We start from the raw sequence: 22,224 nt of genomic DNA, 5'->3' as shown, positions 1-22,224 counted from the left end.
GCAGGCTGCGCTGGCCCTGCGGTTCACTGAGAATCTACAGCGAGGCACAGGGCCAGCGCAGCCTGGCGGCAGCGGCTACAGGTCAATCGGTTTCGATGCGCGAATGGGTGCGGGTGTCCTTCATGAACACGTACACCAGCAGCGAACAGGCGATGCACGCCGTCACGTACCAGTAGTAGCCGCTTTCCATGCCGATGCTCTTGAACCACAGGGCGATGAACTCGGCGGTGCCGCCGAATATCGAGACCGTCAGCGCATAGGGCAGGCCCACGCCCAGCGCGCGAATTTCGGTGGGGAACAGCTCGGCCTTCACCACCGCGTTGATCGAGGTGTAGCCGCTGACGATGATCAGCGCCGCCATGATCAGGAAGAACGCGCCCCACCAGGTTTCAATGGTGTGCAGCGTGGTGAGGATCGGCACGGTGCACAGGGTGCCCAGCACACCGAAGGCGATCAGGATGGGCCGGCGGCCGATCTTGTCCGACAGCGCGCCGATCACCGGTTGCAGGCACATGAACAGGAACAGCGTGGCGGCCGAGATCATCGTCGAGTCGGTCTTGCTCATGCCCACGGTGTTCACCAGGTACTTCTGCATGTACGTGGTGTAGGTGTAGAACGCCAGGGTGCCGCCCATGGTCAGGCCGACCACGGTCAGCAGTTCCTTGGGATGACGCATCAGCGTGCGCATCAGGCTTTCCTTGGGCGCTTCCTTCTTCTGGCTGAACGAGGCGGTTTCTTCCATGCCCCGGCGCAGCCACAGGGCGACGACCGCGCACAGCGCGCCGATCACGAACGGCACGCGCCAGCCCCAGGCCAGCAACTGCTCCTCGGTGAGGGTCTGTTGCAGCACGATCAGCACGGCCAGGGCGATGAGCTGGCCCGAGATCAGGGTCACGTACTGGAAGCTGGAGAAGAACCCGCGGCGCTCCTTGGTGGCCATCTCGCTGAGGTAGGTGGCGGAGGTGCCGTACTCGCCGCCCACCGACAGGCCCTGCAACAGGCGTGCGAACACCAGCAATATCGGCGCGCCGACGCCGATGGTTTCATAGCCGGGGGTGAGGGCAATGATCAGCGAGCCGAAGCACATCAACAGCACCGAGGCCATCAGCGCCGCCTTGCGGCCCTTGCGGTCGGCGTACAGGCCCATCAGCCAGCCGCCGATGGGGCGCATCAGGAAGCCCACGGCGAAGATCGCGGCGGTGTTGAGCAGTTGCGCGGTGAGGTCGTTCTTGGGGAAGAACACCTGGGCGAAGTACAGGGAAAACGCGGCGTACACGTACCAGTCGTACCACTCGACCATGTTGCCCACCGAGCCGCTGAAGATCGACTTCAGCCGGCTGGAGGTGGTTTTCGGTGTGGCCTGCGCGCCCGCGGGCAGGCTGGGGGAGATTTCCATGCTGGTTCCTTTTCGTTGTTGTTGTATGGCAGCGAACGGCGTGCCTTGGGAAGGGACGTAGCAGGGGGCGTGCCAGGTTGCAGAGGCTTGGTCTAGAGGGGGTGAGCGTGCGTTTTAAGCAAAATTCCGCCGATTGACCACCCGCCTATAAGCGGATTTCCGCTGATCCGAACACCGCGTCGCCTGCATCGCGACTAAAGTCGGCTCCTACCACGGGCAGCGTAGGAGCCGACTTTAGTCGCGATGCAGGCGGCGCATGGTTTTGTCAGGCGAGGAAGTCTTCGCGTTGCAGGCCGTGGCGCTGCATCTTCTCGTTGAGGGTGCGGCGCGGCAGTTGCAGTTCGGCCAGCACCGCCTTGATATCGCCGTGGTGGCGGCTGAGGGCCGCGCGCAGGCACTGGGCCTCGAAGGCTTCCTGCTGGGCGACCAGCGACGTGCCAGGGCTGGCGGCTGGCGTCGCTTCAGGCGCTTCAAGGCCCAGGGCATGGCGCTCGGCGGCATTGGCCAGTTCGCGCACGTTGCCCGGCCAGTCGTGGCTGAGCAGTTGCGCCAGGCGTGTGGCACTCAGGCGGGGCAGCTCGCGGCCAGCCCGGGCCGCGCTGTGGGCGGCGAAATGCTCGAACAGCAGGGGAATGTCTTCGCGGCGGTCGCGCAGCGGTGCCAGGCGCAGTTCGGCCACGTTCAGGCGGTAGGCCAGGTCTTCGCGGAAGCGCCCGGCGCGCGCCTCCTGCAGCAGGTCCGGCTTGGTGGCGGCGACAATGCGCACGTCGATGGCGATGCTCTGGTTGGAGCCCAGGCGCTCCACCGTCTGCTCCTGGATCACCCGCAGCAGCTTGGCCTGCTGGGCCAGCGGCAGGCTTTCGATTTCGTCGAGGAACAGCGTGCCGCCATGGGCATGTTCCAGCTTGCCGATGCGCTTGCCCTGGGCGCCGGTGAAGGCGCCGCTTTCATGGCCGAACAGCTCAGCCTCGAACAGCGCCTCGGGGATTGCCGCGCAATTGAGCGCCACGAAGGGTTTCGCCGCCCGTGGCCCGCACTCATGCAGGCAACGAGCCACGCGCTCCTTGCCGCTGCCCGTCTCGCCGCGAATCAGCACGTTCACCGGCAGGCTGGCCAGCTCGAGGATTTGCCGGCGCAGCTGCTGCATGCCCGGCGAATGCCCTAGCAGGTCGGCCTGCAGGCGGTCTTGATGGCTGGCGCGGGCTTGCAGGCGGCGGTTTTCAAGCACCAGTGCACGCTTGTCGAGGGCGCGGCGCAGGCTGCTCAGCAGCGTGTCGGGGCTGAAGGGTTTTTCCAGGAAGTCATAGGCGCCGCCTTGCAGGGCCTGCACCGCCATGGGCACGTCGCCGTGGCCGGTGAGCAGGATCAGCGGCAGCTGCGGGTCGCGGGCCTGCAGCTGTTCCAGCAGTTGCAGGCCGTCCATGCCCGGCATGCGTACGTCGCTGATGACCACCCCGGGAAAGTCCGCGGCCAGCGCCGCCAGGCAGGCTTCGGCGCGGTCATGGCTGGTGACGGTGAACCCGGACAGGCCCAGCCATTGGGTCACGGCATCGCGGATGCTGGCTTCGTCGTCCACCAGCATCACGTCGCGTAGCGGCGTCGGGTTCATGGGGCCTCCGGTTCTACAGGCATGACCAGGGTGAGCAGGGCGCCGTTGCCCTGGTTGGCAGCGCTCAGGTGGCCGCCGCTTTCGTGGGCAATGGCGTAGGACACCGCCAGCCCCAGGCCGAGGCCGTCGCCCACCGGTTTGGTGGTGAAGAAGGGGTCGAACACCGTGGCCAGGTGTTCCGGGGCGATGCCACCACCGCTATCGGCCACCGACACGCGCCACTGCCCGGCATCGCGGTCTATACGCACTTCCAGGCGGCGCTGGGGCTTCTGGCTCATGGCGTCGAGGGCGTTGCGCAGCAGGTTGATCAGCACCTGTTCCAGGCGAATCGGGTCACCGCGCACCCAGGCCGGGCGGGTCAGGTGCAGCACGGTGCTGACCCGTTCCTGGCGGATGCGCGGCTCCAGCAGTTGCAGCGCCTGGTCCACCACCTCGGCCAGGTCCACGCGCTCGCGCAGGCCCGCCGGGCTCTTGCGCGCGAAGGTCTTCAGGTGCCCGGTGAGCGCGGCCATGCGCGTGAGCATCTGCTCCAGCGGCAGCAGCGCCTGGTAGGCGTCGTCGACGCGGCCGTGGTCCAGCAACAGGCGCAGGGTGGCCAGCTGCATGCGCTGGGCGGTCAGCGGCTGGTTGATCTCGTGGGCCAGGGCCGCCGACATCTGCCCCAGGGCCGCCAGCTTGGCGGCCTGCACCAGGCCGTCCTGGGCGGTTTGCAGCTCGCGGGTGCGCGCCTGCACCAGCGCTTCCAGCTCTTCCCGGCTGCGCTGGCGCACCAGGCCCAGGCGCCAGCGCTGGTACAGGAACAGGCCGAGGAACACCAGGGTCAGCCAGGCACCAGCGGCGGCCAGGGCGGCGTTGCGGGCGTCCTCTGCGACCAGCTGCGGCTTGCGCAGCAGGTGCAGGGTCCAGCCTTCGCTGGTCAGTGGTAGCGACTCCCACAGGTAATCGGCGCTGCCATCCGGGCCGTCGACTCGTGCCAACTGGCTGTCGCCGTCGAAGGCCGCCAACGGCTTCACCGCCAGGGGGCTCAGCGGCTGGCGGTCGTACTGGCGAGTGCTGGCCAGCTCGGCCTGGTCGGCAGCGCTCAACGCCTTGAGCTGGCGGTAGCGCCAGCCCGGCTGGTTGGCGATGAACACTATACCGCGGGCGTCGCTGACCAGCAGGGTGTCGCTGCCCTGGCGCCATTCGCGCTCCAGCTCCGGAAACTCCAGCTTCACCACCATGGCGCCGAGGAAGGCGCCGTGCTCGTCCTTCACCGCGCTGGAGAGGAAGTAGCCCGGCACCCCGCTGGTCACGCCCACGGCGTAGAAACGGCCGCTGCCCTGGCTGCGGGTCTGCAGGAAGTAGGGGCGAAAACCGTAGTTCTGGCCAACGTAGCTGGTGGGCAGCTGCCAGTTGCTGGCGGCCACGGCCAGGCCGTCACGGTCGAGCAGCTCCAGGGTGGAGCTTTGCGCGGCCTGGTTGATCTGTTCCAGCTTGCGGTTCAATGCGTCCTGGGCGGCGGCGCCGACGGGGCCCTTGAGCGCCGCGATCAGTTGCGGGTCCAGCGCCAGCACGGCGGGCAGGCTGCGGTAGCGCTCGATCAAGGTGTGCAGGGAGTTGGCGTACAACCCCAGTTGCTGATGGGCACGACCCGCTTCCTCGGCCATGGCCAGGCGTTGGGCGTGACGCATGGCCAGCAGGGCCGAAGCCAGGGTGCCGGCGATGATCAACAGGGTGATCAGGGGCAGGCGCAGGGCGCGAGATGGGAAGCGCATGGGCATTGCCAATCGGTTGGGGGGCAAAACCATAGCACGATGGGCGGGTGTGTAACTTTGTCGCACATCATTGGTAATACTTCGCCGGGGCCTGGCTTTCCCCAATATTCCGGGAAATGCGCGGCGCTTTCGGACGCGGCCTGCCGGCCGCTGCTACGGGATTTCGACGAACCCGTAGCAGCTGCCGCAGGCGGCGTCGCCTACAGCAAGGTAAAGCTCTGCTGCTTGACGTTTTGCGAGTCCAGGCCGATCTGCACCTGGAACTCACCCGGCTCCGCCGCATACTTGAGCTGCGGGTTGTAGAACTTCAGGTCGTCCTCGGTGAGGGTGAAGCGCACGGTTTTTTCCTCGCCGGGCTGCAGGGTGACCTTCTCGAAGTTCTTCAGCTCCTTGATCGGCCGGGCCATGGACGCCACCACGTCATGCACGTACAGCTGCACCACCGTGGCACCGGCGACCTTGCCGGTGTTCTTCACGGTCACGCTGGCAGTGACGGTGCCGCCACGCTTGAGGGTGGCGCTGGACAGGCTCACGTCCGACAGGCTGAAGTCGGTGTAGCTCAGGCCATACCCGAAGCTGTACAGCGGCCCGGTTTCCTCGTCGAAGTACTGCGAGGTGTAGTTGCCCGGCTGGCCGGGGTTGAACGGCCGGCCGATGGTGAGGTGGCTGTAGTACACCGGAATCTGCCCCACCGAACGTGGGAAGCTGATGGGCAGCTTGCCCGACGGGTTGTAGTCGCCGAACAGCACGTCGGCGATGGCGTTGCCGCCCTCGGTGCCCGAGAACCAGGTCTCCAGCATGGCGTCGGCCTGCTTCTGCTCCTCGACCAGCGACAGCGGCCGGCCATTCATCAACACCAGCACCAGCGGCTTGCCGGTGGCCTTCAGCGCCTTGATCAGGGCTTTCTGGGTGTTGGGCAGGGCCAGGGTGGTGCGGCTGGCCGACTCGTGGGACATGCCCCGGGCCTCACCCACGGCAGCCATCACCACGTCGGCCTGCTCGGCGGCCTTCACCGCCTCGGCGATCATCTGCTCGGCCGGGCGCTTGTCGATGTGCACTTCCTCGCGGTCGAAGATGATGCGGTTGAGGAACTCGATGGCGTCCTGGTTATCGGTGACGTTGGCGCCCTTGGCGTAGATCACCTTGGCGCGGTCGCCCACGGCGTTCTGCAGGCCATGCAGCAGGGTGATCGACTGGTCGGGTTTGCCGGCGGCCGACCAGCTGCCCATCATGTCGATCGGCGCATCGGCCAGTGGCCCCACCAGGGCGATGGTGCCTTGCTTCTTCAACGGCAGGGTGTGGTCATGGTTCTCCAGCAAGACCATGCTGGTACGCGCCACTTCCCGCGCGGCCTGGCGGTGCAGGCGGCTGTCGGCGTAGGTGTCGGCCGGGTCGTCGCTGGCCTTGCCGATGCGGCGGTACGGGTCCTGGAACAGGCCCAGGTCGTACTTGGCGCCCAGCACCTCGCGCACGGCGTTGTCGACGTCGGCCTGGCTCACTTCACCGGACTTCACCAGCCCCGGCAGCTCCTTGCCGTACACCTGGTCGTTCATGCTCATGTCGATGCCGGCCTTGATCGCCAGCTTCGCCGCCTCGCGGTCGTCGCGGGCCACGCCGTGCTTGATCAGCTCGTGAATGGCGCCGTGGTCGCTGATGGTGATGCCCTTGAAGCCCCAGTCCTTGCGCAGCAGGTCTTGCATCAGCCAGGTGTTGGCGGTGGCGGGCACGCCGTTGATGGAGTTCAGCGCCACCATCACCCCGCCGGCACCGGCGTCGATGGCCGCGCGGTACGGCGGCAGGTAGTCCTGGTACATGCGCGTGGGGCTCATGTCGACGATGTTGTAGTCGCGCCCGCCCTCCACGCCGCCGTACAGGGCGAAGTGCTTGACCGCGGCCATGACGCTGTCGGCGGCGGCGACGTTGTCGCCCTGGTAACCCTTGACCATCACCTTGGCGATGCGCGACACCAGGTAGGTGTCCTCGCCGAAGCCTTCGCTGGTGCGGCCCCAGCGTGGGTCGCGGGCGATGTCCACCATGGGCCCGTAGGTCATGTCGATACCGTCGGCGGCCGCTTCCTGGGCGGCGGTGCGCGCGCTCAGGCCAATGGCGCTCATGTCCCAGCTGGACGCCAGGGCAAGGCTGATGGGGAAAATGGTGCGCTGGCCGTGAATCACGTCATAGGCGAAGAACATCGGTATCTTCAGCCGGCTGCGCTGCATGGCCGCGTCCTGCATGGGACGGTTCTCGGCGCGGGTCACCGAGTTGAACGTGCCGCCGATGTGGCCGGCGGCGATCTCGTCGCGAATCTGTTCATGGGTCATTTCCGGGCCGATGGAAATCAGCCGCAGCTGGCCGATTTTCTCGTCCAGGGTCATGCGCTTCATCAAGTCGGCGATGAACGCTTCCTTGGTCTTGAGAGGAGAGGGGGCGGTGGCCGCCATGGCCGGTGGAAAGGCCAGGCTTGTAAGGATGCCCAGCAGGCACAGCTTCTTCATGAATAGCTCTCGTCATGGCTTGCAGTGGTTTGCGAAGGCAAACAGGCGAGCCCAAGAAGGTGGAACGAATGTTTTTGTAATGTGCGCGCTTCTTTTAGCCCATCGAGGGGCGGCAATCCAGAGTTGTTTTGCCCAGTGTCGTATTCAGGCAGCGGCGGGCGGCTGGCCGGTGAGTAGGAAGCGGCGGGTGTTCTGACAGACGAAGTTGTAGGACTGTGTAACTTTTTCCTTATCTTTTTGTGGCCTTCTTCTGTTGTTTTTGAAAGTCAATGCGCGGCACTTCCTGATTTTATAAGTACGTATTTCCGTGCATTGTTTTTCTCCCTGCGCCTGACTAAGGTGCGCGCTTGTGCTGGTCGATGAGCAGGCAACCTTCATGCATTTGACCCCACGGGAGAAGGAAGTCCTGAGCCTTCTGCTGGCAGGCTCCACCAACCGGGAAATCGCCGAATTGCTGGGTATCAGCGCCTACACCGTGCGTGATCATGTGTCGGCGCTGCTGCGCAAGGGGCGCGCGCGCAACCGCATGGAACTGGCCCTGTCGCCGCTGCCGTCCGCCCCCGTGGTGGCCGCGGCCAGGCCTGCGGGGGTGTTTATCTGATCGAGTCCGGGACTATTGAAATGCTGGTGTTATTGATAGGCGAGCTGATGCTGGCCATTGCCGTGATGGGATTGTGCGTATTGCGCATAGGCGCAGGTTCACGATTGGGCAGGGAAGCGCTGCTGCAGAGGGTGGTGATGTTCTATTCCGCCTTGCTGATGGGCGTGGGCGGCCTGGCTGCGGCGGCGTGGTAGCAGGGCCGACGTCCGGAATATGAACAAGTCCGTGCCCTGGCGGGCCAAAGCCCCGTAAAATGCGCACATCTTCATTCTCCCCAGGCTTTTCCGATGTCCGCCCCTGCTGCCAGCCCCAAGACCGCGACCGACCCGCGCGCCACCTTCCTCGACCTGCTGGGCGCAAGCCTTGAGCAGAATGCCCTGGTCAAGCTGGTGCTGGCCCGGCACGTGGGCGCCGAGGCGCAGTTGCAGCGGGTCATCATCAAGCCGGTGACGGTGAAGGAGCAGGCCTGCCTGTCGTTCGTCTACCGCTACCAGACCCGCGACATCACCAAGAACCTGGCGCTGGACGAAGCCCTGGCGCTGATCGCCGACCTGCTGCCAGCCAGCTTCAAGAACGCGCACCTGCTGACCCTCACCGACGAGGTGCAGCTGGAGTTCAGCAAGAAGAACAAGCCCATGCTGCACCGCAACGCCGCGCAGCAGCCGCGCCAGGCGGCCTCGGCCGAGCATGACCGCGAGAAGAAACGCTACCTGGAACTGAGCCGGCCGTTCCTGGTGGACCTGGGGGTCACCAACAAGCAGCATGAGCTGATTCCAGCCATGTCGCGCAAGTGGAAGCAGATCAACAAGTTCATCGAGGTGTTCTCCCACGCCTTCGCCGGCGCGCCGATCGCGGCAAACCAGCCGGTGCGCGTGGCTGACTTCGGCTCGGGCAAGGGCTACCTGACCTTCGCCATCCACGACTACCTGCGCAACACCCTGGGCCGCGAGGGGCAGGTGACGGGCGTGGAGCTGCGCGAAGACATGGTCACCCTGTGCAACACCGCCGCGGCGCGCCTGGACCACCCCGGCCTGGTGTTCGAGCACGGCGACGTGCGCACCGTGGTGCCCAGCGCCATCGACGTGATGATCGCCCTGCACGCCTGTGACATCGCCACCGACTACGCCATTCACACCGGCATCCGCACCGGCGCGGCCATCATCATGTGCTCGCCGTGCTGCCACAAGCAGATCCGCCTGCAGATCCAGAGCCCTGGCCTGCTCAAGCCCATGCTGCAATACGGCCTGCACCTGGGCCAGCAGGCCGAGATGGTCACCGACAGCCTGCGCGCCCTGTACCTGGAAGCCTGCGGCTACGACACCAAGGTGTTCGAGTTCATCTCGCTGGAGCACACCAACAAGAACAAGATGATCCTGGCGGTGAAGCGCGCCGAACCCCAGGACCCGCGTGCGCTGCTGGAAAAGATCGAGGCGCTGAAGGCATTCTATGCCATCCAGGAGCATTGCCTGGAAACCCTGCTCAAGGCCGACGGCCTGATCTGAAGCCCGCGTTTCCGACGCCAGCGTAGGACGGTTCTTTTTTGCCGTCCGAGGCTTGATGTCGGATAGGCAGCCCCTCCGTACCCCGTGACACTCGCCTTTTTCCCACGGGCGAGGTGCTCATATGGGCAATGGCATTTACTTCCTGGCGGCGCTTTGCTGCGGCGCAGGCCAGGCCTGGGCGCAAGAGCCGCCCAGCGACCCCGACTACCCACTGCAAACCTACCTGCACCAGAGCAATATACCTGGGGTGTGGGCGCGCTATAGCGGCCAGGGCGTGCGCATCGGCCAGTTCGAGGCGCACGGCAAGGCGCACAAGAAGGCCTTCGCCTACCACGATGAAGACCTGCTGCCCAACGTCGACCCCCAGTGGCAGGCCAACAGCGTGCCCTGGCTGTGGGGCAGCAAGGCCAGCCCCGACCCCCATGCCCAGCACGCCAGCAGCGTGGCCGCGGTGATGGTGGCCGCGCGCAACAGCCAGGGCACCGTGGGCGTGGCGCCCCAGGCAACCATTGGTGGCCACTGGGTGGGCGGGCAGCTGGAAACCCTGGCCAAGCTGAAACGCTACGACGTGGCCAACCTCAGCTGGGGCGCCATCGGGCGTTTCGAGCCGGTGCTGCAGGTGCCGGCCATTGGCGCGGTGCCGGTGCAGTACCGGCGGGCATTGAGCGAAGGCCGCGACGGGCTGGGCACGGTGATCGTGATGAGCGCCGGTAACGACCGCCAGGCCGGTGGCAACACCAACTACGCCAGCCTGAGCAATATGCGCGGCAACATCATGGTCGCCGCCACCTGCCCGCCGCCGCGCAGCCAGCCGTGCGCGGCGCCGGGCTTTTCCAGCCCCGGCGCCAACCTGCTGGTCAGCGCCCAGGGGGTGGGCGTGTTTACCCGGGTGGGGGTGCCCCAGGCCGGCACCAGCCTGGCGGCGCCGATTGTCAGCGGCATCGTCGCGCTGATGCTGCAGGCCAACCCGCGCCTGGGCTACCGCGATGTGCAGGACATCCTCACGCTCACCGCCCGCCAGGTGCGCGACCCGTCCACCGACTGGCAGTACAACGCCAGCCGCCAGTGGAACGGCGGCGGCATGCATGTCAGCCACGACTACGGCTACGGCGAGGTCGACGCCCAGGCCGCCGTGCGCCTGGCCCAGGACTGGCCGGCGCGGCAGCGGTTCGCCAACGAGGCGCTGCTGGAGCAGCCGCTGGCCAGCCGCCGCGGCGAGTTCGCCATTCCCGACAACGACCCTGGCGGCCTGAGCTACGCCATGTCGTTGGCGGACGCGCGCCTGCGCGTCGAGCACGCGCTGGTCGAGGTCAAGCTGACGCACCAGCGGCCCGGGGACCTGCAACTGGTGCTGGTCTCACCGTCGGGCACCCGTTCGGTGTTGATGGACCGGCCTGGCAAGCCGCCGGCCGATGGCGCCCATGCCGGCGACCTGCGCTTCCACCGCAAGCAGCGCCTGGACTTCATCTTCAGCACGGCACGCCTGCGTGGCGAACCGGCGACGGGCGAGTGGCGGCTGCACATCACCGACCTGGCCCAGGGCAGCACCGGGGTGCTGCACAGTTGGCGCCTGAACCTGTTCGGACGCCAGGACAACGGCAATGATCACTACGTGTACACCAACGAATTGGCCACGTTGCACGCCCCTGCACGCAAGAGTCTGCTGGACGTGAACGGTGGCATTGACACCCTCAACGCGGCGGCTATCAGCAGCGCTTCGGTTATCGATTTGAGTCGCGGCGAGGCGCGGTTGGCCGGGCAGGCCGTGCGCCTGGAGACCCCTGGCGAGCTGGAGCACTTGATCGGTGGCGATTACGCCGACCTGCTGATCGGCAATGGGGCAGCCAATGCGCTGCTGGGTGGTCATGCCGATGATCAACTGCGGGGTGGTGCCGGGGATGACTGGCTGGACGGCGGGCCTGGCCACGACACGCTCAATGGCGGCCCGGGGCGCGATCGTTTTGTGATTCACGCGCGGGCCGAGGAGGGCGATACGCTGCTGGACTTCGAGCCAGGGCAGGATCGCCTGCTGCTCAGTGGCTTTGCCGAGGGCAGCCGTCCGGCGTTCACCCGCAGCGGTGAACACACCCTGCTAACCTTGCCCCACGGCCAAGTGCTGAGCCTGCGCCATGTCCTGCCGGAACAGCTAGGCGACAGCGACTGGCAACTGCTGCCTGAACCACCGTCGCTCGACCTGCTGCAAGCCGGCCTACCACCCCCGTAGCAGCTGCCGAAGGCTGCGTCCGAGTTGCCAGTGACGCGGCCTGGCAGCCGCTGCTACACCAGCCTAGCGCTTGCGCTTCACCGCAGGCTTTGGCACCGGCACGTTCAGCGCCGGCGCGCCCAGCGGGTGGCTGGTGGCGTCGAAGAACTGCACCTCGCGGCCGGCGAACAGGGTGGTGAAGTAGTGCTTCTGGCTGAGAATCCAGGCATCGCTCAGCGGGAAGATAGACACCGCCAGCTGCTGCACGCCGGCCTGTTCGATGGCCTCCAGCAGGTAGCGGTCCTGCTCGCCCAGGCTGTGGCCGAACAGGCACAACGGGCCCTGGTGCTGGGCCAGTTGCGCGTGGCACCAGCTCAGGTAGTCGGACTGGCGAATGGCGCGCAGCTTGTCTTCGCGACGGCCTTCGTTGACGAACAGCGGCACCTCGCCAGGCTGGTTGATGGCGAAGCCGTCCAGCAGGGCGCTGCCCACCGCGTTGCGCTTGCGCGTGGTGCCGTCCACCTGGCGAATCAGGTGCAGGCCGCCGTGCAGGTGCAGCACGCGGGTGGCGTCGCTGCGCACGCGGCGCACGTCAAAGCCCTGGTCCACGTCGAACAGCTCGTCGAAGCCCTCGGGTGCCTGTTCCACGGCCCAGGTCACCAGCAGGTCGTAGTTGCTCGAGTACACGGTGGTGTATTCACGCAGGTGGCGGGCAATTGCATGCAAGTGTTCGCCCGGTAGCAGACGGAACGGGAGGTGGGCGCTGCGCATGGCGTGGATCAGCGCTTCCTTGATCGCGTAGTAGCGGTTCAGCGGTGCCGAGGCACTGATGGCCAGCGCGGCGTTGACCCGTACCGTGGTGTTGAGGGCGCTGAGCACCTGCTCGAAATTCTCGGTGCCCATGGATTTGAACAGCGCCAGGTCGGTCTGCCCCAGAGGCTTGTTGCGCACTTTCTGCGCGCGCTCGAACAGCGAGTCGTAGGCAAAGTTGCGCCACAGGGCACGGCTGGCGCCGTTGCCCAGCAACAGGCCGGTGCAGTGAAAGGGCAGCTGAGGCCATTGGCCCAGGCTGGCGTCGAAAGCGTCGAGTTCCATGGCGTGCGTCTTGCTCGGGATCGGTTACAGGGCGCGACTGTACCATGGGGTGCGGGCGGGGAAACCGTCTTGTCATGTTCGTCGCCGACTATGCTGGTCTCTTTTGCCCTTGCAGGAAGCACCCATGTCGTTACGTTGGTTGACCACCGCTTTACTCATGACCGCCGCTGCCGTGGCCCAGGCCCAAGTGCCCACGGGCGAGGCACTGGCCAAGGCTGCCGGTATCCCCTGGCCGGCCGTGATCGCCCATCGCGGCGCTTCCTATGACGCGCCGGAGTCCACTCGCGCCTCCTACCTGCTGGCTCGCGAGCTGGGTGCCGACTACCTGGAAATGGACCTGCAACGCACCCGCGACGGCCAGTTGATTGCCCTGCATGACACCAACCTGGGGCGCACCACCGACATCGCGACGAAATTCCCCGAGCAGAAAGACCAGCCCGTCAACCAGTTCACCCTGGCGCAGCTGAAAACCCTGGATGCCGGCAGCTGGTACAACAAGGCCTATCCCGATCGCGCCCGCCCGGCCTACGCGGGCCTGAAAATCCTGACCCTGGATGAGATCATCGACCTGGCCGACCAGGACCCGGCACACCGCCCGGGGCTGTACATCGAGACCAAGGCGCCGCTGCTGTTCCCCGGCATCGAAAAGGAACTCACCGCCAAACTGATCCAGCGCGGCTGGCTGACCGCTGCCGGCGAGGTGGCGCCGGGCCACCGGCTGGTGCTGCAGACCTTCGAGAAAGGCAGCCTGACCCTGCTCAACCAGTTCATGCCCAAGGTGCCGAAGGTGTTGCTGCTGTGGGTAGGCGAGGGCAGCATCGACCCCGCCTCGCCAGTGGCCTACAACCCCGCCAGCGGCGAAACCAAGGCCGCCTACTACGCCCGCCAGCAACCCCGCGACCACTCGGCCTTCGAACAGTGGCTGGACTTCGCCAAGGCCAACGGCGCAGTCGGCACCGGCCCCTCGGCGGCCCTGACCCAGGGCGGCGACCAGAGCTACATGGACCTGGTGCAACCCTGGATGAACCAGCTCACCCACGCCAAGGGCATGCTGGTGCACGTGTACACCGTGGATGACCCGGTGGATTACCAGAAAGTCATGGCCGCGGGCGTAGATGGCATCTTCACCAACCGCAGCAGCGAGTTGCTCAAGTTCTACCACCGCCCGGCCAGCCGCAGCGTGGCGGAGATCCTCCAGGCGAACGGCTACTGATTCACCCTGACCCAGCGATCGCACGCAGCAGCAACTGTCTTGAAATGGCGTCGTCTGCATCGCGACTAAAGTCGGCTCCTACGCCATACGTGGTAGGAGCCGGCCTTGGCCGCGATGCAGGCGACGCGGTCTACGGGGTCTCCGCATTCGCGTAGCAGCTGCCGAAGGCTGCGTCCGGCGGCGGGCCTGTGTTGCGCCGGGACGCGGCCTGCGGCAGCTGCTACGGGCGCGCGCTGTGTTCCCTCAGACGTATGACCACCGATGTTGATCGCATCGTGCGCTAACGGGTATTTGGAAGCCACGGGATGCAGCAAGGCTGTTCTAAAGGCGTAGGAAATTTCCTCTTTTTTTCCTCCTCTCGAACGAGGCTTTATTTGCATGGCTTTGTGGCTACGCTTGCTTATGGGCAGTTAGCCAGCATCGCTATCTACGGACTGAAAAAACACAAAAAGGGGCGGCACATGGAGTTTTTCGAAAAATTGGCCAGCCTGGCCGCGAAGGTGCGTCTACAGGGACCGGCGATCCAGACGGAGGAAGCCACCAAGAACGCTTTTGTCATGCCTTTCATCAGCACTGTCCTGGGCTATGACGTGTTTGACCCGCAGGAAGTGACGCCTGAATTTGTCTGCGATGTGGGCACCAAGAAAGGTGAAAAAATCGACTACGCAATCATGAAGGACGGAGAAGTCCAGATCCTGATCGAGTGCAAAAAGATCGGTGAACCGTTGCAGATCAACCACGCCTCGCAGCTGTTTCGCTATTTTCATGTCACCAGTGCGCGGATATCTGTGTTGACGAACGGTCAGGTTTATAAGTTTTTCACTGACCTTGATGCACCGAATAAAATGGATGAAAAACCGTTTTTAGAGCTCGATTTGCTCGATATCGATGAGTACTCGGTCCCAGAGCTCACCAAGCTGACAAAGGGTGCCTTTGATGTCGATTCGATTATCAGCGCTGCAGGCGAACTGAAGTACGTTAGCCAAATAAAAAAGCTGATAGCTGCGCAATTCACCAAGCCTGAGGACGACTTCGTCAAGGTGTTCACGACGCGTGTGTACGACGGTGTCATCACCCAGAAGGTCAGAGAGCAGTTCAATGAGCTCACCCGGAAGGCGCTCATTCAGTTTCTAAACGATCAGATCAACGACCGGCTGAAATCTGCGATGAGTGGAGTGGTTCAGCCCGCCCTCGCAACTGTAGCGACGGCTGTCGAAGCGGCTAACAGTGCGGTTGATGACGAGTCTGACGATAAGGTGATCACTACCCTCGAAGAGCTGGAGGGTTACCACATCGTGAGGGCCTTGGTCCGGTCGGTGGTGGATGCGAAGCGCATTGTCCAGCGTGATACGCAAAGCTATTTCGGAATCCTGCTGGACGACAATAACCGGAAACCGATCTGCAGATTGCATTTCAACCGTAGCCAGAAATATATAGGTATCTTCGACGAGGCTAAGGTTGAAACCCGTCACCCAATATCTTGCGTGGATGATATTTATGAATACTCGGAACAGCTGAAAAAGACCGTGGGGTTTTACCAGTGATAGCCTTTTTCAGGTGAATAGCCAGCGTCTGGGGCCTGGTGCCCCAGACGGTATTGCTCAGAAATCAGTCCTTTATCAATACCCAAGGGCGTTTGATACGCAGTTTTTCTGCTAGTCGATAAACCTGTTCACGCCCTGGATGGCGGGTCCAGCGCAGGTTTTCGATCAGTGTGCGTTCGTCAGCGTTGAGACGAACATAGCCCATACTCCGGAGGGCTTGGGACAAAGCTGGATTGCTCATAAGGATTTCTCTGTGGTTGGTCTATGTCTGCTTCCTGACGCCAATCAGGAGGGCAGAACCGTACGGGTTGGCGTACCGGCCACAGTCCGGCGTGCCCAAGGGCACCCACGCACGATCCTGCCCATAAAGAGCATAGCCATGCTGCGAACGACTTAGCCGTCTAAACGGGGATGTCTGTCCGCCTGTGAGTACCAGGACGCCAATCCTGTGACGCCGATATAAAACGCGGGAGCGGACATTACTCTTCCGATCCCGCGCAGATAACCTCAGTATCCCAAAGAACATTATCCCCAGAGTTCTTGGCCCCGCGGCGCGGAGCTGCCAGCCTTGTAAGTTAATATTTGAAGCGTAGGAGGCTACTTCCCGGCCACTTTGATGGCCGGCGGCGTCCAGCCGCCACCCAGCGCCTTGTACAGGTTCACCTGGTTTATCTCCCGCGCCAGCTCCAGTTGCAGCCACTGCTGCTGCGCGCCGAACAGCGAGCGCTGGGCGTCCATGGTGGAGAAGTAGCTGTCCAGGCCGGCTTCGAAGCGCAGCCGGGACTGGCGGTAGGCTTCCTGGTAGTCGGTGACCAGGCGCTGTTGCGCGGCTACCTGGGTGAGCATTTCCTGGCGGGCGTTGAGGGCGTCGGCGGCCTCGCGGAAGGCGTTGAGCACGGTCTGTTCGTAGGCCGCAGTGCGCTCGTCGTAGCGGGCGTGGCTGGCGTCGACGCCAGCCTTGCGCGTGCCGCCGTCGAGCAGGGTCAGGGAACCGGCGGCGGCCAAATTCCAGAAGGCGGCGGGGCCGCTGAGCAGTTTCGAGAAGTCGCCACTCAGGCTACCCAGTGCACCGGTGAGCGAAAAACTGGGGAAATAGGCGGCGCGGGCGGTGCCGATTTCGGCGTTGGCGGCGCGCATCTGCGCCTCGGCGGACATGATGTCCGGCCGCCGTGCCACCAGGCTCGACGGCAGGCCGGCGGGCACGTCGGCCGTAGCCAACTGCCTGCCCAGGTCACCCTTGGGCAGCAACGCGTCGGGCACCGGCTGGCCCACCAGCACGCGCAGGGCGTTGAGGTTCTGCGCCACCTGCATGCGGTAGGTGTTGACCTGCACGGCGGCGGTGTTGGTCATGGCGTCGCCCTGGTGCACGTCGATGCGCGCGGTGGAGCCCAGGTTGTAGCTGGAGCGCAGCAGCTCGCCGTAGTGGCGCTGGGACTCGAAGGTGCTCTGCGCCAGGTCTAGCAAGGTCTGGTTGGCCTTCAGGGTCAGCCAGGTGCTGGCCACCTCGCCGATCAGCGCCAGGCGCGCGGTCTGGTAGTCGGCCTGGCTGGCCTCGAAACGCGCCCCCGCCGCGTGTTGCTGGCTGCGTACGCGGCCGAAGAAGTCCAGCTCGTAGGAGGTGAACCCGGCGGTGGCCTGGAACGTATTGGCGATGCTGCCGGCGCTCGCCCCGCCGCCGGGCGTCTGCACCAACGCCGGCAGTTTGCTGCGCCCGGCGTAGGTGTCGATGCCGATGCTGGGGTACAGCGCCGCGCTGGCGCCGTTGTAGGAGGCGCGTGATTCGTCGACGCTGGCGGCGAACTGGCGCAGGCTGCGGTTGTTGGCCAGGGCCAGGTCGATCAGGTGGCGCAACTGCGGGTCGCTGATGAAGTTGTGCCAGTCCTGTGCGAACGCCGCGCGACCCTCGCAGCAGGCGCCGCTGGCGTTGGCCGGCCAGGCCTGGTCCAGCGGCGGTTCGGGTGGCTGGTAGGGTGGCTCCAGCGAGCAGCCGCCCACCACCAGCAGTGACGCCAGCAAGTAGTTTCTCATCACCGCACTCCTACAGGCGCGGCCCCAGCAGGGCACGCAGTTGCGAAAACAACAGGCTCAGCAAGCCACCCTTGCCATGGGCAACCTGCAGCAGTTGCGGTGTTTGGCGCCGTGCCGGCAGGCTCGGAAAACCTGCGGCCCCGGCGCTGCGGCGACGCCGCCGAACCGGCAGCGGCGCCACGCGTTTCTCGCCCAGCAAGGCACGGCGCAGCAGGCTGCCGAAGGCGATGCCAGGGTGCGCCTTGCCGGCGACGTTGGCGTTGGCGTCGCTGAACAGCCGGCCGATGAGCTTGCGCCGCAGGGCCTCATCCATGTCGATGAAGCGCAGGCCCAACTGCACGCCCTGGTGTTGACGCATCACCTCGACGCCCACCCAACCCACCTTGTTGATCCAGATCTCACCCCGCGCGCCGCAGCGTATGGCGCTGGCCTGGCGGCAGGCGAACGCCGTGCCGCTGATGGAAATGTCCAGCAGCCTGCCAGTAACGATGCGGCCGCCCAGGCGCAGGCCGGCGGGGCGGTCGAAGGGGAAGCGCTCTTCACCGTGCAGGCGCGGGCGGTCGACGCAGGCCACCAGGGTGGCCAGGTTGTAGACCAGCGCCACTACCGTCCAGCACAGGTTGAAGGTCATGTTGCCGTCCAGGCTGTCGGCAGTGACGATGGCGGTGAAGGCGCCGATCTGCGCAAGCGTGGTCAACGCCAGGAAGAACCCGAACAGCTTCCAGTGCACCACGGTTTTTGAGTGGTCGATGCCCTTGGCGGTGACCTTGAATGGCCGCCCGAAGGGCCTCAGCAGGGCGCTCGCCAAGGTGGCGGTGACCGCCAGCGAGGCGACGATTTGCGTCACTTCGGTGAAGATCGGCAGGGTGCGCCGGTCGGTCACCCAGGTGCCGTAGCCCCAGAAGGCGATCAATGCCGGCATGCCGAACGCGAGGAAATCCATGGGCTTGGCGTAGAAGCCGGCAATGCCGAAGTACCAGTACAGCACCGGGGAAATCAGCATCATCAAAATGAACGGCTTGGAAAACCAGTGCAGCAGGCCGTGCAGGTAATGCAGGCGGTCGTTGAGGGTGTAGCCGCTGCCGCGCAGAGGCCCATCCTTGAGCAGCGCCACCTGCACGGTGCCCAGGCACCAGCGGCCACGCTGGTTGATGTAGTCGGTTAGGCCCTCGGCGGACAGGCCGATGGACAGCCGTTCGTTGAGCCAGCGGGTGACGTAGCCCTGCTGCAGCAGGCGGTAGGTGGTGTAGATGTCCTCGCACACGGAGCCGGTGGGAAAACCGCCGATGCTGTCGATCAAGTCGCGGCGCACCACGAACGAGGTGCCCACGCAGAAAGCGGCGTCCCAGCCGTCCTTGGCCGGCTGGAAGACGTCGAAGAACACCCGCTGCTCATCCACCCAGCAGGTGGCCGAGCCCAGGTTGTGCTGGATGGGGTCGGGGTTGTAGTAGAACTGCGGGGTCTGCACCAGGCCCACCTTCGGGTCCTGGAACAGGCCCAGGGTGCGCATCAGGATGGGTTGCTGCGGGGCGAAGTCGGCGTCCAGCACCAGGATGTACGGCGCGTTGCTATGGGCCGCCGACTGGCGCAGGCCGTTGTTGAGGTTGCCGGCCTTGGCATGCAAGTTGTCGGCACGCCGGGCGTATTCCACGCCCATGCGCTGGCAGTAGTCGCGTAGCCAGTCGCGCCGGGTGTCGTCGAGCACCCACACGGTGAAGTTGGGATAGTCCATGGCCTGCGCGGCGATGATGGTTTTCTCCAGCACCTCGAGGCCTTCGTTGTAGGTACAGATGAACACGTCCACTGCCGGCGCCTCGCGCCCCATGGCGCGCAGGCGTTGTTCGCCGGCATCGGCGCTGGCGCGGTGGTCGCTGCGGCAGAGCATCACCAGAATCGAAAACAGCGTGTAGCCGATGGCGAGCATCTCGAAGAACAGGAAACTGTAGGACCACACCGTGGCGAAACCGGAGTGGCTGTCGGGCAGGGTTTCGCGAATGCGCCACAGCAGGTAGTTCACCAGCAGCACGGCGGTCAGGCCGCCGAACAGCGCACGGGCGCCCCACTGGTCACGGTGGGTGAGGCAGCTGAACAGCACGACGATGGCCAGGGTCCACAGGTTGATCTGCAACAGTTGCAGCGAGTCGAGTGCATGCATGTCAGTTCGCCTCTTGAGCACCGGTGAAGGGGTTGACGCCGGTGGCGGCGATGGCCGCCCATGCCGTGGCGCCCAGGTGGGGCAGGTGGTAGTAGAAAAAGTCGTTGCTGGTGGAGTTGGGGCCAATGGCCAGGCCCGTGCTGATCTGCGCCTGTGGCGTTGCGAACAGCCAGCCATCGCCGGCCTGCTGTGCCACCAGCACCGCCCACAAGGGCTGCGCCTGCTGGCTGGCGCCGCTGAGCTGGGCCACCGCGGCGGCCTGGGCGGTGCCTTCGGTCCACAGGCCGTCGGGGGCACGGTTGAAGCCGTAGCCGTCGGCGAAGCGGTGGGCGTGGTCGATGAACGCCAGGCTGCGCTGCCAGTCCCGGGGACGGTCGGGCAGGGCAATCAACGGCCAGATCTGCGCGTCCAGCCCGGACTTCTCGCGCTCCTGGGTGTGGCCGTCGGGCAGGGTGCCGATCAGGAAACGGCCCTGTGCGGCGTCCCACTGGCTGTAGACGAAGCGCCGGGCGATCTGCGCCTGGCTGGCCGCGCTGGCGTTGGCGTGCAGGCGGTCCAGCGCGCTCCAGGCGGCGGCCAGGTCGACGTTGTGCTCGGTGGATTTCCAGCCCTGGCGCTGGGGGCTGGGCGGGTAGCCGTAGTAGCCGCCGATGAAGCCCGGTGGCGACTGGCTGTCGTAGGTGTTGGCCTGGGTCCAGTCGAGGATTTTGCGCGCGGCCTGCAGGTAATGGTCATCCTGGCCCTGGCGGTAGGCTTCCAGCAGTGCCAGCACCGCCCAGGCCTGGTTGCCGGTGGCGCTGCCGACCTGATAGGCGTCCTGGTTCCAGCCGCCGCGTTCCTGGCTCCAGTAGCCGGGCAGGGCGATGGCGCCTGGCTTGATGGGGCCGGCGGCATAGGCGTTGCGCAGGCGGCCGTCGTGGTAGTCGGGGTCGTGGTCGACGGCATAGGCCAGGGCATCGGCGATCTGCCGGCCCGCGGCGGCGTTGCCGCAGCCGAACAGGGCGATGCTGGCCAGGGCGTTGTCATAGGTGAACGCCACCCCGCGCAACGCCAGGATCGCCGGCGGCTGGCCATTGAGCGGCGGGTAGCTGGCCAGCAGGACCGGGCCGCTGCCCAGGGCCCGGACTGCCTGGCCCAAGGCTGCACAGGTCATTTGCGCCAAATGCGGGCGGGCATCATCGGCCGCTGCGTGGCCCAGCCATAGCGCGCCCATCAACCCCAGCACCTTGAGCGCCGGCCACCTCATCGCGACACCGTGGCAGTGACCCAGTTGCCAGGGTTGCAGGTGAGTGCACGTGCGCTGTCGGGCAGGTCGTTGTCGAAGGCAGCTACCACGTACACCGAATTCTGCTCGGCATAGGGGAAGGGCACGCTGTAGCTGCTGGCCTGGATGTCAGTAGGGCTGGAGAGCAGTTGCACCACCTTGGCCTTGAGCGGTTGGTCCAGCCCGTGTATCGATACCTCAAGAGCACTGTCGCGGGTGATCTTGCTGGCCATGCGCTCGGGGAAGACCGCGATCACGTAGCTCTGGCTGCAATTGGTCGCCCGCAACAGGGTTGCCCCCGCGCGTACCAGGGTGCCCTGGGGGGCCACCAGTTCCTGCACGGTGCCGGGGGAGTAGGCCACCACGTCATAGGCAGCCATCATTTGCACCCGGTGCTGCTCGGTGTCGATCAGCTGGTTGAGGTTGTCCAGTTCCTGCTGCTGGGTGGCACGGTTCTTCGCCTGGTTGGCCAGGCTCAACTGCAAGGTAGTCATCTGCGACTTGAGGTCGAACATACGCAACTGGTCGGGGTCCAGGTACACCTGATCCTTGGCAGCCGACAGGTCGCCGCTGTTGATACGCAGCCGCGAGCGTACCGACTCGGCGGCCCCCTGCAACGACGCCAGTTGCGCCTTGGAACTGGCCACCACCGCCTCACTGACCGCGCCCTGCTGGAACAACTCCAGGTTGCGTTGCACGGTGTCGGCGGCGTCGGCCAGGCGCGCGCTGGCCGCGCTGCTTTCGGCTTTCAGAGCTTTCTGCGCATAAAGTTGGCGGGTCTGGTAGGCGCTCTGGTACTGCTCGCTGGTTTTTTCCAGGGCATCGTAGTACTGCTGGTCATGGTCGGCCTGGCTGGCCAGCGAAGACAGCTGCTGTTCCAGGGTAAGCCGCCGGGTTTGCAGGGTCAGCAGGGTTTCCTGGTTGGCGCGGGGGTTTTCGATGGTGGCGATGTCCTGCCCGGTGGTGAAGGTGCTGCCGGGGGCGATGTTGAGGGTGCGGACCACCCCGTCGATGGGCGTGGTCAGCAGGATCACCGGGGCGTTGAGAATCGCCCGGGTCGCCGATGAACTCATCAGCGGCATGAACAGTGTGGAAAACAGCAACCAGATGATGAATGACAGCACGCCAAATCCCACAAGGCGCGGCAACAACGACAACGAAAAGCGCTTCGCTTGTACTTCGGCCATGGTCCAGCACTCCAACATCGTGCGGTGGTAGTTCCCCGGCAGACAGGCGCGCAGCACCCGTGACTGCATCGGTTAGCGGCAGTACGTAGGCAAATGAAGAGTCCAGTTCGTTACGCTTGGCAAAGCGCGGGCATGTCGCCCATCTTGTTGGAAAGTGAACCTGGGGCACGTCGGTGGC

General features: G+C 65.2%; 15 protein-coding genes. 6 read left to right on the top strand and 9 right to left on the bottom strand.

Going from position 1 to position 22,224, the window contains the following annotated elements; translation table 11 throughout:
- Positions 1 to 82: 82 nt before the first annotated feature.
- The 4 genes from AC0J42_RS25330 to bglX all read right to left on the bottom strand — a co-directional run bounded on the left by AC0J42_RS25330 (position 83) and on the right by bglX (position 7,254).
- Positions 83 to 1,396 (bottom strand): MFS transporter, encoded by a 1,314-nt coding sequence (locus AC0J42_RS25330; protein ID WP_416426675.1) that lies wholly within the window; start codon positions 1,394 to 1,396, stop codon positions 83 to 85.
- A 265-nt stretch (positions 1,397 to 1,661) separates the two neighbouring features.
- Complete coding sequence (locus tag AC0J42_RS25325; RefSeq protein ID WP_473004371.1) at positions 1,662 to 3,005, bottom strand: sigma-54-dependent transcriptional regulator; 1,344 nt, start codon at positions 3,003 to 3,005, stop codon at positions 1,662 to 1,664.
- Entirely contained in the window at positions 3,002 to 4,759 is a 1,758-nt protein-coding gene (locus AC0J42_RS25320; protein ID WP_473004369.1) for an ATP-binding protein, read from the bottom strand. Before AC0J42_RS25320 ends, AC0J42_RS25325 begins: the two co-directional genes overlap by 4 nt.
- Before the next feature lie 200 nt (positions 4,760 to 4,959).
- Positions 4,960 to 7,254, bottom strand: a complete 2,295-nt coding sequence (gene bglX / locus AC0J42_RS25315; protein WP_473004368.1) for a beta-glucosidase BglX — start codon at positions 7,252 to 7,254, stop codon at positions 4,960 to 4,962.
- Positions 7,255 to 7,630: 376 nt separating this feature from the next.
- Between bglX and AC0J42_RS25310 the strand changes: the two genes are divergently transcribed.
- From AC0J42_RS25310 to AC0J42_RS25295, 4 genes are all read left to right on the top strand, one after another.
- A complete protein-coding gene (locus AC0J42_RS25310; RefSeq protein WP_473004367.1) occupies positions 7,631 to 7,855 on the top strand; it encodes a response regulator transcription factor in 225 nt (74 codons plus the stop codon).
- Positions 7,856 to 7,875: 20 nt separating this feature from the next.
- Complete coding sequence (locus AC0J42_RS25305; protein WP_473004366.1) at positions 7,876 to 8,049, top strand: hypothetical protein; 174 nt, start codon at positions 7,876 to 7,878, stop codon at positions 8,047 to 8,049.
- 93 nt (positions 8,050 to 8,142) lie between these two features.
- Positions 8,143 to 9,357, top strand: coding sequence for a class I SAM-dependent methyltransferase (locus AC0J42_RS25300; RefSeq protein ID WP_473004365.1), 1,215 nt, complete (start codon positions 8,143 to 8,145; stop codon positions 9,355 to 9,357).
- 121 nt (positions 9,358 to 9,478) lie between these two features.
- Complete coding sequence (locus tag AC0J42_RS25295) at positions 9,479 to 11,581, top strand: S8 family serine peptidase (RefSeq protein WP_473004364.1); 2,103 nt, start codon at positions 9,479 to 9,481, stop codon at positions 11,579 to 11,581.
- A 63-nt stretch (positions 11,582 to 11,644) separates the two neighbouring features.
- On the opposite strand, the gene AC0J42_RS25290 is transcribed toward AC0J42_RS25295, so the two are convergent.
- Positions 11,645 to 12,655 (bottom strand): DUF4917 family protein, encoded by a 1,011-nt coding sequence (locus AC0J42_RS25290; RefSeq protein ID WP_473004363.1) that lies wholly within the window; start codon positions 12,653 to 12,655, stop codon positions 11,645 to 11,647.
- 124 nt (positions 12,656 to 12,779) lie between these two features.
- Between AC0J42_RS25290 and AC0J42_RS25285 the strand changes: the two genes are divergently transcribed.
- On the top strand, positions 12,780 to 13,868 hold the full coding sequence (locus AC0J42_RS25285; protein WP_473004362.1) for a glycerophosphodiester phosphodiesterase: 1,089 nt from the start codon (positions 12,780 to 12,782) through the stop codon (positions 13,866 to 13,868).
- A gap of 461 nt (positions 13,869 to 14,329) precedes the next feature.
- On the top strand, positions 14,330 to 15,412 hold the full coding sequence (locus tag AC0J42_RS25280; RefSeq protein WP_473006903.1) for a type I restriction endonuclease: 1,083 nt from the start codon (positions 14,330 to 14,332) through the stop codon (positions 15,410 to 15,412).
- A 597-nt stretch (positions 15,413 to 16,009) separates the two neighbouring features.
- Here AC0J42_RS25280 and AC0J42_RS25275 read toward each other — a convergent pair.
- Genes AC0J42_RS25275 through AC0J42_RS25260 form a run of 4 tightly spaced genes read right to left on the bottom strand, consistent with a single transcriptional unit; the run spans position 16,010 to position 22,046 of the window.
- Complete coding sequence (locus AC0J42_RS25275) at positions 16,010 to 17,440, bottom strand: efflux transporter outer membrane subunit (RefSeq protein WP_473004361.1); 1,431 nt, start codon at positions 17,438 to 17,440, stop codon at positions 16,010 to 16,012.
- Positions 17,441 to 17,450: 10 nt separating this feature from the next.
- The gene (locus AC0J42_RS25270) at positions 17,451 to 19,595 is read right to left on the bottom strand and encodes a glycosyltransferase family 2 protein (protein WP_473004360.1); all 2,145 of its coding nucleotides are present in this window, start codon (positions 19,593 to 19,595) and stop codon (positions 17,451 to 17,453) included.
- A 1-nt stretch (position 19,596) separates the two neighbouring features.
- Positions 19,597 to 20,841 carry a hypothetical protein gene (locus tag AC0J42_RS25265; protein ID WP_473004359.1) on the bottom strand — a complete coding sequence of 415 codons (1,245 nt, stop codon included), beginning with the start codon at positions 20,839 to 20,841 and terminating at the stop codon, positions 19,597 to 19,599.
- On the bottom strand, positions 20,838 to 22,046 hold the full coding sequence (locus AC0J42_RS25260) for an HlyD family secretion protein (protein ID WP_473004358.1): 1,209 nt from the start codon (positions 22,044 to 22,046) through the stop codon (positions 20,838 to 20,840). Before AC0J42_RS25260 ends, AC0J42_RS25265 begins: the two co-directional genes overlap by 4 nt.
- Positions 22,047 to 22,224 lie beyond the last annotated feature (178 nt).

It is taken from the genome of Pseudomonas sp. Tav-5-1A (assembly GCF_055755055.1).
This window is presented reverse-complemented; position numbering and strand designations above follow the sequence as displayed.

Excerpts from the sequence above, each read along its gene's own strand:
- AC0J42_RS25330 (WP_416426675.1), bottom strand. The coding sequence starts at position 1,396 with ATGGAAATCTCCCCCAGCCTGCCCGCGGGCGCGCAGGCCACACCGAAA.
- AC0J42_RS25270 (WP_473004360.1), bottom strand. The coding sequence starts at position 19,595 with ATGCATGCACTCGACTCGCTGCAACTGTTGCAGATCAACCTGTGGACC.
- AC0J42_RS25260 (WP_473004358.1), bottom strand. The coding sequence starts at position 22,046 with ATGGCCGAAGTACAAGCGAAGCGCTTTTCGTTGTCGTTGTTGCCGCGC.
- AC0J42_RS25280 (WP_473006903.1), top strand. The coding sequence starts at position 14,330 with ATGGAGTTTTTCGAAAAATTGGCCAGCCTGGCCGCGAAGGTGCGTCTA.
- AC0J42_RS25295 (WP_473004364.1), top strand. The coding sequence starts at position 9,479 with ATGGGCAATGGCATTTACTTCCTGGCGGCGCTTTGCTGCGGCGCAGGC.
- AC0J42_RS25320 (WP_473004369.1), bottom strand. The coding sequence starts at position 4,759 with ATGCGCTTCCCATCTCGCGCCCTGCGCCTGCCCCTGATCACCCTGTTG.
- AC0J42_RS25265 (WP_473004359.1), bottom strand. The coding sequence starts at position 20,841 with ATGAGGTGGCCGGCGCTCAAGGTGCTGGGGTTGATGGGCGCGCTATGG.
- AC0J42_RS25310 (WP_473004367.1), top strand. The coding sequence starts at position 7,631 with ATGCATTTGACCCCACGGGAGAAGGAAGTCCTGAGCCTTCTGCTGGCA.
- bglX (WP_473004368.1), bottom strand. The coding sequence starts at position 7,254 with ATGAAGAAGCTGTGCCTGCTGGGCATCCTTACAAGCCTGGCCTTTCCA.
- AC0J42_RS25305 (WP_473004366.1), top strand. The coding sequence starts at position 7,876 with ATGCTGGTGTTATTGATAGGCGAGCTGATGCTGGCCATTGCCGTGATG.
- AC0J42_RS25325 (WP_473004371.1), bottom strand. The coding sequence starts at position 3,005 with ATGAACCCGACGCCGCTACGCGACGTGATGCTGGTGGACGACGAAGCC.
- AC0J42_RS25285 (WP_473004362.1), top strand. The coding sequence starts at position 12,780 with ATGTCGTTACGTTGGTTGACCACCGCTTTACTCATGACCGCCGCTGCC.
- AC0J42_RS25300 (WP_473004365.1), top strand. The coding sequence starts at position 8,143 with ATGTCCGCCCCTGCTGCCAGCCCCAAGACCGCGACCGACCCGCGCGCC.
- AC0J42_RS25290 (WP_473004363.1), bottom strand. The coding sequence starts at position 12,655 with ATGGAACTCGACGCTTTCGACGCCAGCCTGGGCCAATGGCCTCAGCTG.
- AC0J42_RS25275 (WP_473004361.1), bottom strand. The coding sequence starts at position 17,440 with ATGAGAAACTACTTGCTGGCGTCACTGCTGGTGGTGGGCGGCTGCTCG.